This window comes from Nocardia aegles (genome assembly GCF_052545135.1).
Window position 1 is genome coordinate 204,326 of record NZ_JBQWRI010000001.1, and the last position, 12,842, is coordinate 217,167.

Annotated in this window: 11 protein-coding genes; 8 read left to right on the forward strand and 3 right to left on the reverse strand. The window is 69.7% G+C overall.

Going from position 1 to position 12,842, the window contains the following annotated elements:
* Window positions 1-49 precede the first annotated feature (49 nt).
* From ACT89H_RS00960 to ACT89H_RS00970, 3 genes are all read right to left on the reverse strand, one after another.
* Window positions 50-511, reverse strand: coding sequence for an AMP-binding protein (locus ACT89H_RS00960; RefSeq protein WP_445106551.1), 462 nt, complete (start codon window positions 509-511; stop codon window positions 50-52).
* A gap of 137 nt (window positions 512-648) precedes the next feature.
* Window positions 649-1,743 carry an ABC transporter substrate-binding protein gene (locus ACT89H_RS00965; RefSeq protein ID WP_445106552.1) on the reverse strand — a complete coding sequence of 365 codons (1,095 nt, stop codon included), beginning with the start codon at window positions 1,741-1,743 and terminating at the stop codon, window positions 649-651.
* Between the two features lie 199 nt (window positions 1,744-1,942).
* Window positions 1,943-2,749, reverse strand: a complete 807-nt coding sequence (locus tag ACT89H_RS00970) for a VOC family protein (protein WP_445106553.1) — start codon at window positions 2,747-2,749, stop codon at window positions 1,943-1,945.
* An 804-nt stretch (window positions 2,750-3,553) separates the two neighbouring features.
* Between ACT89H_RS00970 and ctaD the strand changes: the two genes are divergently transcribed.
* The 8 genes from ctaD (at window position 3,554) to ACT89H_RS01010 (ending at window position 12,813) form a co-directional block, all read left to right on the forward strand.
* Window positions 3,554-5,296 carry an aa3-type cytochrome oxidase subunit I gene (gene ctaD, locus ACT89H_RS00975; protein WP_445106554.1) on the forward strand — a complete coding sequence of 581 codons (1,743 nt, stop codon included), beginning with the start codon at window positions 3,554-3,556 and terminating at the stop codon, window positions 5,294-5,296.
* Between the two features lie 182 nt (window positions 5,297-5,478).
* Window positions 5,479-6,696 (forward strand): phosphoserine phosphatase SerB, encoded by a 1,218-nt coding sequence (gene serB / locus ACT89H_RS00980; protein WP_445106555.1) that lies wholly within the window; start codon window positions 5,479-5,481, stop codon window positions 6,694-6,696.
* Window positions 6,697-6,828: 132 nt separating this feature from the next.
* On the forward strand, window positions 6,829-7,647 hold the full coding sequence (locus tag ACT89H_RS00985) for an aminoacyl-tRNA hydrolase (protein WP_445106556.1): 819 nt from the start codon (window positions 6,829-6,831) through the stop codon (window positions 7,645-7,647).
* 128 nt (window positions 7,648-7,775) lie between these two features.
* Window positions 7,776-8,609 (forward strand): ABC transporter ATP-binding protein, encoded by an 834-nt coding sequence (locus ACT89H_RS00990; protein ID WP_445106557.1) that lies wholly within the window; start codon window positions 7,776-7,778, stop codon window positions 8,607-8,609.
* A 131-nt stretch (window positions 8,610-8,740) separates the two neighbouring features.
* Window positions 8,741-9,511 carry an NUDIX hydrolase gene (locus tag ACT89H_RS00995; RefSeq protein ID WP_445107318.1) on the forward strand — a complete coding sequence of 257 codons (771 nt, stop codon included), beginning with the start codon at window positions 8,741-8,743 and terminating at the stop codon, window positions 9,509-9,511.
* Window positions 9,512-9,658: 147 nt separating this feature from the next.
* Window positions 9,659-10,435, forward strand: coding sequence for an enoyl-CoA hydratase-related protein (locus ACT89H_RS01000; RefSeq protein ID WP_445106558.1), 777 nt, complete (start codon window positions 9,659-9,661; stop codon window positions 10,433-10,435).
* 37 nt (window positions 10,436-10,472) lie between these two features.
* A complete protein-coding gene (locus ACT89H_RS01005) occupies window positions 10,473-11,450 on the forward strand; it encodes a class I SAM-dependent methyltransferase (protein ID WP_445106559.1) in 978 nt (325 codons plus the stop codon).
* Between the two features lie 199 nt (window positions 11,451-11,649).
* Window positions 11,650-12,813: a THUMP-like domain-containing protein gene (locus ACT89H_RS01010; protein WP_445106560.1), complete on the forward strand. Its 1,164-nt coding sequence runs from the start codon at window positions 11,650-11,652 to the stop codon at window positions 12,811-12,813.
* Window positions 12,814-12,842: the final 29 nt, after the last annotated feature.

Sequence of the window (12,842 nt, forward strand, 5' to 3'; positions counted from 1 at the left end):
CGCGACCCGAACATCGCTGTTCGGGTCGCGGGGGAGGGGTTGTGACCGGTCAGGCGGCTTTCGGGAGAAGGTCGAGGTCGTCCGCGCGCAGCGGGGCGGCGGAGCTGGTCAGGTAGCGCTGCAGGGTGGAGCGCTCGTCCAGCACCAGCCAGGTGATCTCGTTCGCGTGCTCGGGCCGCTGGTCCTTGGTGGTGATGCCCACGGCGGTGCCCAGCGCGTAGGAGCCGTCGTCGGTCACCGGGACGGTGATGGCGCCGATCTTGGTGGCGGCGCGCTCGGCTACGACGGACTCGATCGCCTGGTCGATCGCCACCGCGATCCGGGTGCCGGGGCCGGCGCCGAGGCGCAGCAGCAATCGGGCCAGGCGGTTGGACCAGCGATCCAGCTCGGCGTAGGTCAGGTCGCAATCGGCGGTGGACGCCACGACCGCGTTCGGATCGACCCCGGCAACGGGCTGTGCCACCGGCAGGGAGTACCGGGTGTCGGCGAGCGAATCGGTCAGCGTGTGCATGTCGTGTCCTCGGGTTCGATTGAGAGGTTCTCGGCGTACCTCTGAATCTCGTCCGCGAAGGGACTTTCCGACAGCAACCCCAGCGCTGGTCCGGGCACTCCCAGGGTGGGGGAAACCCCACCCAAGGGGGTGGGCGGTCAGTCGGTCACGTAGCCGTTGAGCGTGTCGCGCAGGTCGGTGAGCAGGGCGCGGGCGGCGGTGAGGCCGTCGCCGTGCCAGACGCTGTCCTCCACGGCGAACACCCGGCGGTCGGTGGCGGCGCCGAGTTCCTTCCATTCGTCGGTGCGCAGTACCGCTTCACCGTGCTTCTTGCCATCTGGACCAGCGAGGATCACGTAGATCAGATCGCCCTCGACCTTGGTGGCGAACTCGTCCTCGCGCACGTCGAACGAGGATCCGCGCTGCGCGGCTGGACGCTGCACGCCCGCGTCGGCGAGCACCTGGCCGGAGAAGCTGTCGCCGCCCTGCACCCGCGCAGCGTCGGCGGTGAACCTGACGATCGATGCCTGGGTCTGGCCCGCCGCCAGCGCGGTACCGGTATCGCGCGCCTCGGTGCGGTAGTTCCGCAATGCGGTCTCCGCCGCGTCGCGCCGTCCCAAACCCGCCGCGTACGCCACGAATTCGGCTTGCCAGCCGTTGTTCGAACCGACCAGCACGGTCGGGGCGATAGCCTGCAACGCGCTGAAACTCGCTGTGCCGGTGGGGTTCTCACCCAGAATCAGATCGGGATGCAGGGCCGCGATCCGGGCCGGGTCCGGCCGCGCGGCGGTGCCGACGCCGGGAATCCTCAGTACGCCGGTGCCCAGATACGCCGGTTGCGGGCTCGGCCCGTCCATCGTCACCGTCCCTACGACCCGCTCCCACAGGCCGAGCGCGCAGACCGCGTCCAGCGCGGAGGTGCTGAGCACGACGATGCGCTGGGGGTCGGCGGGCACCTCGGAAACGCCCGCCGCATGGGTGACGCTGCGGGTGTCCCCGCCCGTGGGATCCGGCGCGCTCGGCAGCGCGCACGCCCGGGTGGTGTCGCGCTCCAGCCCGACCACGCCCGCGCCCGCGATATTGGTGGTGGTGCGCACGATGGAAGCGGAGTCGTCGGTCGCGCCGCCGCACCCTGCGAGCAGCAGCGCCGCACACCCGGCCACGACCGCCCGGAGCCGGCGACCGGCCGCGCCGTCGCGATGACGAACCGCGCGAATTCGGGTGCGTACCTGCGTCACGTCGCTCACCGGCATGCGAGTGAGGGTACATGTCGGCGCCCGCCGGTCCATTCGTTAGGTCGAGGGGGTGCAGTGCGCTCGCGGGCGGGGAATCGGCCACCCGAATCGACGATTCCGCCGGAGCGAATCCGGTCGATGGGCAGATTTCGCGCCCGCCCACGGCCCGCACGCAACGCCCGGGTGTGCGTCGGATCTTTCGTGCGGGCCGCCGGGTTCAGGCTCGATTGCCGCCGATGCTGAAACGGGCACCGGTGGCGTCGGTGACCGCGGCCATCCGGCCGTAGGGGGTGTCCTGCGGCGGCGAGAGCACCGTGCCGCCCAGTTCGGTGAGCCGGTCGACGGACTTGTCCACGTCGTCGGCGCCGAAGTAGACGATCCAGCCCGCGGGTGCGCCCTCGGGCAGGAAAGCCGAGGCGTCCATGACGCCGCCCAGCATCGGGCTCTCGGCGTGGATGGTGGAGTAGCGGAACTCCGGGGCGTCGGAGATGGTGAAGACATCCGACCAGCCGAACACCTCCCGGTAGAAGGTCAACGACGCGTCGTAGGCGCGGGTGTGCAGCTCGAACCAGGAGGGCGCGCCCGCGTGCGCACTCCACTGCCCGCCGGAAACCAGGCCCACGGTCTCGAAGCCGGGGAACGTCCCGGCCTGCCAGATGCCGACACCGGCACCGCCGACGTCGCCGAGCACGGCCATCGTGCCCAGCTCGCCGACCGCCATCGGCGCCACCACCAGCGAGGCCCCCGCCGCGGTCGCCGCGTCGGCGGTGGCCCGCGCGTCGGGACTGGCCAGATACACCGTCCACTGTTCGGGGCTGTCGGTGTCGCCGGGCATCCTGGCCATCGCGCCCGCCACGGCGCGCCCGTCTTTGCGGAAGGTGACGTACCCGCCGAACTCCTCGCCCGCGCTCTCGGCGGTCCAGTCGAACAGTTCGCGGTAGAACGCGATACTCCGATCGAGGTCGGAGCTGTACAAGTCGACCCAACAGGGATCGCCGATCGTCGTGCGGTTCGTTTCGGTCATCGCTGGTCTCCTGGCCTGAGGTGAACTCGTGTCACCTCTACAGACGCCCGCCACCCACCGAACTCATCGGTCCCGGCCCGCCGATTTTCCAGCGCCGGACTGCCCGCGCGCCGCGGCAAAGCGCCGCCGGCACCGCCCGGCGGGGCACGCCGAGCCCCACTCGGCCTGCCTCCGGGTTCGCAGTGGCTCGAGGATCTCGCCGACCACTGATTCGACGCAGTCCGCGGCCAGGCTGTGGACAGACTCGGCCACCCCCTGGGTAGGCACGCACTCCAATCCTGGCCCGCGCCTCGCCGAGAAGGGCTCGTTCCCGCGAAAGGCAGCATCGCTGCCGCCACCGGCAGCCGTATCTGCGCCGGGCGCCGTTACTGCGAGCCTCCAGCGCACCTGCACCGGGCGCCGATACCGCGAGCCTCCAGCGCACCTGCACCGGGCGCCGATACCGCGAGCCTCCAGCCGGTCGGTCGCCGACTACGCGCCCAGCGCACCTCGACCACGTCTTTCGAGCGGAGCGAGACCGAGCATCCGCCGTTCGCGGCCCGGCTCGCGTCCGAGTGGCCGCCGCGTCCGCGACGAAGGAGCAAGCGGCGGCCGCTCGGACGCGAGCCATGAAGGGGCCGCGAACACGCCGCGACGCAGTCGCGGCCAACAAATACGACAGAGAGTAGGACCCGTTCGGCTCGGTCCATCTCGACGGGTTTACGATTCGGAGAGCGCAAGCGAACTGTCGTCTATCCCGACATCGGGTTGGATGCGATCAGCGGAGCCTGCGGAGCGACCTAAAGGCACCTTTCAGGAGGATCAGTGACTGCCGTAGAGCCCCAGCCAGTCCCTCAGTTGGAAGCGACTCGGCCGTATCCGGCTCGGACCGGGCCGAAGGGCTCGTTCATCTACAAGATGGTCACCACCACGGACCCGAAGGTCCTGGGTGTGATGTACCTGACCACGTCGATGGGCTTCTTCCTCATCGGTGGCCTGATGGCCCTGCTGATGCGTGGTGAGCTGGCCCGGCCGGGCCTGCAGTTCCTCTCCACCGAGCAGTTCAACCAGCTGTTCACCATGCACGGCACGATCATGCTGCTGTTCTACGCGACCGCGATCGTGTTCGGCTTCGCCAACATCATCCTTCCGCTGCAGATCGGCGCCCCCGACGTCGCGTTCCCGCGTTTGAACGCCTTCAGCTACTGGCTGTACGCGTTCGGCGCCAGCATGGCGACCGCGGGCTTCATCACCCCGGGCGGCGCGGCCGACTTCGGCTGGACGGCGTACGTGCCGCTGACCGATATCCTGCACTCGCCCGGCGTCGGCACCGACCTGTGGATCCTGGGCTTGGCGGTGTCCGGTCTCGGTACCATCCTCGGTGGCGTGAACATGCTGACCACCGTGGTCTGCCTGCGGGCTCCCGGTATGACCATGTTCCGGATGCCGATCTTCACCTGGAACATCGCCGTGACCAGCGTCCTGGTGCTGCTGGCCTTCCCGCTGCTGACCGCCGCGCTGTTCGGCCTGGCCTACGACCGTCACCTGGGTGGCCACATCTACGACCCCGCGACCGGCGGCATCCTGCTCTACCAGCACCTGTTCTGGTTCTTCGGTCACCCCGAGGTGTACATCATCGCGCTGCCGTTCTTCGGCATCGTCTCGGAGATCTTCCCGGTCTTTTCGCGTAAGCCGATCTTCGGTTACACCACTCTGGTCTACGCGACCCTGGGTATCGCCGCGCTGTCGATCGCGGTGTGGGCCCACCACATGTACGCCACCGGCGCCGTGCTGCTGCCGTACTTCTCGTTCATGACCTTCCTCATCGCGGTCCCGACCGGTGTGAAGTTCTTCAACTGGATCGGCACCATGTGGCGGGGTCAGCTGACCTTCGAATCGCCGATGCTGTTCTCCATCGGCTTCATCGTCACCTTCCTCTTCGGTGGTCTGTCCGGCGTCATCCTGGCCAGCCCGCCGCTGGACTTCCACGTCACCGACTCGTACTTCGTCGTGGCGCACTTCCACTACGTGCTCTTCGGCACCATCGTGTTCGCCACCTACGCGGGCATCTACTTCTGGTTCCCGAAGATGACCGGGCGGATGCTCGACGAGCGCCTGGCCAAGTGGCACTTCTGGACGACGTTCCTCGGCTTCCACACCACCTTCCTGGTCCAGCACTGGCTCGGCGCCGAGGGCATGCCGCGCCGCTACGCCGACTACCTGCCCAGCGACGGCTTCACGACGCTGAACACGGTCTCCACGATCGGCGCTTTCGTGCTCGGCGCGTCGATGCTGCCGTTCCTGTGGAACGTCTTCAAGAGCTACCGCTACGGCGAGGTGGTCACCGTGGACGACCCGTGGGGCTACGGCAACTCGCTGGAGTGGGCCACCACCTGCCCGCCGCCGCGGCACAACTTCTACGAGCTGCCGCGCATCCGCTCCGAGCGTCCCGCGTTCGAGCTGCACTACCCGCACATGGTCGAGCGCATGCGCGCCGAGGCGCATGTCGGCTGGGGCGCGGGCAAGCACGCCACCGACCTGCACGAGCCGAACGTCCTGGCGCAGTAGGACGCCTGCTCGGCGGGGCCGGACGGGCGATGCCCGGCCGCGCCGTAGGATTCATCGCGACGAGTGTGCACCCGCAGGTGATCAGCGGGTGCACACTCGTTTGTGGAGATCAGTACGCACTGTGCGTTGCGACAACGACGTCCAGCACAACGACGGCGAACATCGAACATGGAGCGCATCAGTTGGCCGACACCACCGTCCTCGTCACCGTCACCGGGCCGGACCGCCCCGGTGTGACGTCAGTGCTGCTCGCGGCCATGTCCCGGCACCGGGTGAGCCTGCTGGACGTGGAGCAGGTCGTGATCCGCGGCAGGTTGACCCTGGGTGTTCTGGTCACCTGCCCCACCGACGCCGAGGCGTTGCAGGACGAACTCGAAGAGGCCATGAACACCGTCGGCATGAACGTCGACGTGGAGGTGGACGCGGACATCGGCAGGCAGCCGATGTCCACCCACGCGGTGGTCATCCTCGGCAGCCCGGTCACGGCGCGCGCGTTCAGCGCGGTGTCGCGGCAACTGGCCGCGTTGGGGGCCAACATCGACACCATCCGCGGTATCGCCGACTATCCGGTGACCGGCATGGAGTTGATGGTCACCGCGACCGACTCCGGCCCGGACACCGATTCGCGGCTGCGCACCGCGCTGGCCGAGGTCGCGGTGGCCGAGCGGGTGGACGTCGCGGTGGAACGCGCTGGACTGGCCCGCCGGGGTAAGCGGCTGATCGTGTTCGACGTCGACTCCACCCTGATCCAGGGCGAGGTCATCGAGATGCTCGCCGCGCACGCGGGCGTGGAGGACGAGGTCCGCAAGGTGACCGAGGCCGCCATGCGCGGGGAGATCGATTTCGCCGAATCGCTGCGGCAGCGGGTCGCGACGCTGGCCGGGCTGGACGAGTCGGTGATCGAGGAGGTCGCCGACCGGATCGCGCTGACCCCCGGCGCCCGCACCACCATCCGCACGCTGCGCCGGATCGGTTTCCGCTGCGGCGTGGTGTCGGGCGGTTTCCGGCAGGTGATCGAACCGCTCGCGCATGAGCTGGAATTGGACTTCGTGCAGGCGAACACCCTGGAAGTGGTGGACGGAAAGTTGACCGGCCGCGTCGTCGGCGAGATCGTCGACCGCGCGGCCAAGGCGACTGCCCTGCGTAAGTTCGCCGCCGACGCCGGGGTGCCGATGGAACAGACCGTCGCGGTGGGTGACGGCGCCAACGACATCGATATGCTCAACACCGCAGGCCTCGGTGTCGCTTTCAACGCCAAACCGGCGTTGCGTGAGGTCGCCGATGCCGCCCTCTCGTATCCGTATCTGGACGCTGTCCTGTTCATCCTCGGAGTCACCCGGCATGAGGTCGAGGCCGCCGACGCCAGGGACGGCCTGCTGCGCCGGGTGCCGCTGGGCTGATCATCCGGCCCGGTTTTCTGCGCCGGTACGTAGGGCCTGCTGGTCGCGGTACGGCGAGTCGGTCCGCGACGTGTTCCGTGGGAAGGGCCTGGAGCCGACCGAGACGTTTTCGTCGATGATCGAGGTGGAGCGATGACGAGCATTCCGGAATGCGGCGAAGTCCGTGAGGACGGCGATACCAGCGGCGCGGCAGATATCAGCGGCGCAACGGTATCGGATATCGAAGGGTTTCGGGCCCGGCACGCGGAATTGGCCGGAGGCTACGGCGGCGGCGCAGATCCGGACGACCCGGCCATGGTGCAGGCGATGCAGATGGTCCTGCATTTGCCCAAGGTCGATTCGCCGCCGCGCAGTGCGCTGCTCGCCGCCGCCGCGTCGGCCGCGGTGGCACTGTGCCTGGACGAGCGAGTCGGGTCGGGCGGCGAGTGGGAGGAACGCTATCTGGCGTGGAAGCGCTCCCGCATCCGCAAGGTGGCTCGGCGCGCTCGCGGCGCACAGTGGCAGGCGACTTGCGACGTCGCGGGCGTCACCGTGGCGATCGACGGCGCGCAGGCGCGGGCGCTGGTCCCGGGGCCGGTGGGTGCGGTCGACCCGCGGATCAAGCGTTTGCAGATCGGCGGCACCGATCTCGAGCACGACGAGCCAGGCCCGCCCGATCCCGGACTGCCGGTGCTGTGGGTGAACTCCGGGCTCGGAATGACGTTGGGCAAGTCCGCCGCGCAGGTGGGCCACGCGAGCATGCTGCTGGCCGGCGCGCTGCCGGTGGAGCACGCGCTGCGCTGGGCGGAACTCGGCTTCCGCTGCGCGGTGCGCGAGGCCGACGCGCAGCACTGGGCAGCGCTGGCCGAGCAGGTGGCCGAGGGCGCGGCAATCGCCGTGCGCGACGCGGGGTTCACCGAAGTGGCTCCGGGTTCCATGACGGTGATCGCGGTGCCCGCCCGGTCCTGGTGAACCTCCGCTACGGAGTCCCGGGCGTGTTGGGCGGCGCGACGGCGCGGCGGCATTCCAGCATAGATCCCGACCCGCCGGATCGGCTTTCCCCGCCCTGCGTTGGCAAGTGCCCCCTGGCGTGGGCCAAGATGGAGCGCGTGCCGCAACCGGATCCCGATCTGCTCATCGATTTCACCGACGTGACCGTCCGCCGCTCCGGCCATACCCTCGTCGGCCCGGTCACCTGGCAGGTCGAGCTCGACGAACGCTGGGTGGTCCTCGGCCCCAACGGCGCGGGCAAGACCTCGCTGCTGCGGATGGCCGCCGCCGAGCTGCATCCCACGGCGGGCATCGCCCATCTGCTCGGGGAGCGGATCGGGAAGGTGGATATCAGCGAGCTGCGCCCGCGCATCGGCCTGTCGTCGGCCGCGGTGGCGGGCCGGGTCCCGACCGACGAGAAGGTCAGTGATCTGGTGGTGTCCGCGGGCTACGCGGTGCTCGGCCGCTGGCGGGAGCGCTACGACGACGTGGACACCGATCGCGCGATCGACATGCTGGAGAGCCTCGGAGCCGAGCATCTCTCCGACCGCACCTACGGAACGCTGTCGGAGGGCGAACGCAAACGGGTGCTCATCGCCCGCGCGCTGATGACCGATCCCGAGCTGCTGCTGCTGGACGAGCCTGCCGCGGGCCTGGACCTGGGCGGCCGCGAGGAACTTGTGGAGCGACTCGGCGATCTCGCCGCCGACCCAGACGCGCCCGCGATCGTGCTGGTCACCCATCACGTGGAGGAGATTCCACCCGGATTCACCCACGGCCTGCTGCTCAACGAGGGCGAAGTGGTCGCGCAAGGCCTGCTGTCCGACGTGCTCACCGCCGAGAACCTCAGCGACGCCTTCCGCCAATCGATCGCGCTGGATCGAGTCGACGGCCGCTACTTCGCGCGGCGCTCCCGGCGGGCGGGCAAGCACCGCACCCGCTGACCCGGGCCGTGCGCGGGGGTTGAGGGCGGACTACGTCCGGCTGCACCTATTAAGGTGCAAGGGTGAGTGAGACAGAAGCACAGGCAGACACTCAACAACCGGCACCGCCGCTGAAGGACGCGTCCACGGTGATGCTGATGCGCGACGGAGCCGACGGGCCCGAGATCTTCCTGCAGCGCAGGGTCGGCGCCATGGCGTTCGCCGCGGGCATGACCGTGTTCCCCGGCGGTGGGGTCGACCCGTCCGACGGAACCGCCGACATCGCGTGGGCCGGTCCCGAACCCGCCTGGTGGGCCGAACAATTCGGGACCAGCGCAACCAGGGCCAAGGCGCTGGTCTGCGCGGCCGTCCGGGAGACGTTCGAGGAGTGCGGTGTGCTACTGGCCGGGCCGACCGCCGACAGCGTCGTCTCCGATACCACCGGTTACCGCGAGGCCCGCGCGCGGCTCGAGCGCAGGGAACTGTCGCTGGCGTCCTTCCTCGCCGAGGAGAAGCTGGTGCTACGCGCCGACCTGCTGCGGCCGTGGGCGAATTGGATCACCCCCGTCGTCGAGCCGCGTCGCTACGACACTCGGTTCTTCGTCGCGGTGCTGCCGGAGGGGCAACTCGCCGACGGCGCCACCTCCGAGGCGGCGGACGTGCAGTGGCGCACTCCGGCCCAAGCGCTGGCGCGGTGGCGTTCGGGGGCCGACGTACTGCTGCCGCCGACCTGGTCGCAGCTGGACGCGCTCAGTGGATTCGGCTCCACCGCCGACATCCTGGCCGCGCCGCGGACGATCGATCCGATCATGCCGGTACTGGAAGATGTGGACGGCAAGAAGCGGCTGTCCTTCCCGGACAACCACCGCTACTTCGCCGACCTGCCCGATACCGGGCGGCTCGAGCGATCTGTGCGTCCGTGAGCGGGCGTGACCGCCGGAGCGGATGATCCCCGGCCCTCCACGGCCGGCTCGGGGCTGTGCTCGGGGTAGTGCCGTCCGCTGCCGTTTCGGAGCTGCCCACTCGTGCTGTGTGCGCCGGCGGTTGGGTGGGGCGGTAGCGTGCGTTCCATGGCCGAATTCGTGACCCGGGAGCTGACCGACGGTGACGCCGCGCGGCGCGTGGCCGTCCTCCGGATCGTCCGCCCTCCGATGAACCTGCTGAACTTGCAGCTGGTGCGCGAGCTGGCCGAGGCGGCCGACGCCGTCGCCGCGGACCCAGGAGTCGCCGCGGTCGTCGTCTACGGCGACGAGCGAGTGTTCTGCGCGGGCGACGACGTGGCCGAACTGTTCGGACTCGGAAGCGCCCAGGCCGCCGCCATGGCGGCCGACCTGCAGCATGCCCTCGGCTGCCTGGCGCGGATCCGGCAGCCCACCATCGCGGCGATCAGCGGTTACTGCCTCGGCGGCGGGCTGGAGCTGGCGCTGGGGGCCGACCGCCGCGTCATCGGTGACAACGTCAAACTCGGCCTGCCACAGATCAAGACGGGCCTGATCCCGCTGGCGGGCATCCGGCGGCTCGCCCTGCTGATCGGGCCGGGCGCGGCCAAGGACCTCGTCTACACCGGTCGTTTCGTCGAAGCGGACGAGGCGAAGGCGCTGGGCCTGGTCGACGAAGTCGTCGCCCCGGACGACGTGTATACCGCCGCGATGCGGTGGGCGCGCCAGTTCACCCGCGGTCCCGCCCGCGCGCTGGCCGCCGCCAAAGCGGTCTTCGAAGCCGGTCCGCACGGTCTCGATCGGGCCCGTGGCGAGTGGTCCGCCCTGTTCACGACGGAAGATCGGCTGATCGGAACAGGTTCTTATCTGGCCGACGGTCCAGGGTCGGCGGAGTTCGTGGGCCGATAGCAGTCGTCAACTGCGGATTTGGGTAGGCTTGCCGACCATGACGGTACGTCCCGACGACCCCGCGCCGAACCCGCATGCCACCGAGGCAGAGGTCGCAGCAGCGCTCGAGGATACGAAGCTGGCCCAGGTGCTCTACCACGACTGGGAAGCCGAGACCTATGACGACAAATGGTCGATCTCCTATGACGAGCGCTGTATCGAATACGCGCGCGGCCGGTTCGACGCGGCCGTCGGCCCCGCGCCGCTGCCCTACGGCAAGGCACTGGAACTGGGCTGCGGTACCGGATTCTTCCTACTGAACCTGATGCAGGCGGGCGTGGCGAAGTCGGGCTCGGTCACCGACCTGTCGCCGGGCATGGTCAAAGTCGCGCTGCGCAACGCGCAGAACCTCGGGCTGGACGTGGATGGCCGGGTCGCCGACGCGGAGACCATCCCCTACGACGACGACACCTTCGATCTGGTGGTCGGCCACGCCGTGCTGCACCACATCCCCGACGTCGAACTGGCGCTGAAGGAGTGCCTGCGCGTGCTGAAGCCGGGTGGTCGCTTCGTGTTCGCGGGCGAGCCGACCACGGCAGGCAACTTCTACGCCCGCTGGCTGGGACGCATCACGTGGAAGGCCACCACCACGGTGACCAAGCTGCCGATGCTCAGCGACTGGCGGCGACCGCAGGAGGAACTGGACGAGTCCTCGCGCGCGGCGGCCCTCGAGGCGGTCGTCGACCTGCACACCTTCGATCCGCGCGCCCTGGAGGCGATGGCGCGCTCGGCGGGTGCGGTCGAGGTGGCGGCCACGACGGAAGAGTTCGCCGCGGCGCTGTGGGGCTGGCCGGTGCGCACGTTCGAAGCGGCCGTGCCCGCCGAAAAGCTCACCTGGCGCTACCGGATGGCGATGTACCGCGCCTGGCTCGGGCTGAGCTGGGTCGACGAGAACATCATGCGCCGGGTGGTTCCGCGCCAGTTCTTCTACAACGCCATGATCACCGGCGTGAAGCCCAGCTCCGCCGGGAAGTAGTGGCGCGCAATACCTGTCGCGACCGCATCGCACACCACCACGGCTGCACCGTCGGTGCAGCCGTGGCGGGTGCGGGCGAACCCACGTGGCGGTGGGAACGCCGTGACCGGGCGGCATTCTTCCGAACCGCCACCGGCACGATCGCTTTCGCGGGACTCACGCGAGTCGACTCGGTTCACCCGCCGGCGTGGAGCCGATAGTGGCCTATCGCTTCACCCGCGATGATGTCGGGTATCTGGATAGCGCGACCGGGCGGGCCGCGCTGGCGGAGGTGGATGGACTGGCGCTGACCTCCGCGTCCCTGCTGAAGGATCTCGAGCAGGTGCGCCGTGCCCACGGTGACCGGGCGGCGGCTCTGGTCGAGACGGTCCGGTTGCGTCGCCGCGCCACGGCCAAACTCGCCGACGCCGGGGAGTGGCTGTTCACCGACGACGCCCTGCAGCAGGCGACGCCGACCGCCGTCGCCCGGCACCGGGCCGCGCGCTTGGCCGGGCGGGCGGTGCACGACGTGACCTGCTCGATCGGCGCCGAGCTGGCGGCCCTGGCGCCGCACTGTCCCGCTGTGCTGGGCAGCGATCTGGACGATGTACGGCTGGCGATGGCGGCGAGCAATCTGTCCGGTCATCGCAATGTCTTGCTGGCCAAGGCGGATGCGCTGGCACCGTGCAGCATGGGCACCGTCGTGATCGCAGATCCGGCCCGGCGCGCCGACGGCCGCCGCACCCACAACCCTGCCGAACTGCAACCGCCGCTGCCGGATCTGCTCGATACCTATCGTGCGCGCGATCTCGCCGTGAAATGCGCTCCCGGTTTGGATTTCGACCGGCTCGGGTGGCCCGGCGAGGTGGAAGTGGTGTCGCTCGACGGCTCGGTCCGCGAGGCGTGCCTATGGTCGCCGGGACTCACCGAGCCCGGCGTCACCCGGCGCGCCACGGTGCTCTCGTCCCAGGCCGCCGGTTGGACCATCACCGACGCCGAACCCGACGCCATCGACGAGCGCGCACCGGGGCAGTGGATCGTCGACCCGGACGGCTCGGTCGTGCGCGCCGGTCTCGTCCGCCACTACGCCGCGAAACACGGTCTGTGGCAACTCGATCCCCGCATCGCCTATCTCACCGGCGACACGGTGCCCGAGGGGGTGCGCGGCTTCCGCGTCCTCGACCGCATGGACTTCCGCGAGAAAGCCCTTCGCGCCGAACTGCGCCGCCGCGACTGCGGTCCCCTCGAAATCCTCGCCCGGGGTGTCGACATCGACCCCGATGCCCTCCGTTCACGCCTCAAACCTCGTGGCAGCCAACCGCACACGCTGGTCATCACTCGCATCGGGCGTACCGCGACGGTCTTTCTCTGTGCCACCCCATGACCATCCGGGCGGAACTGGGCCCTAGGTAG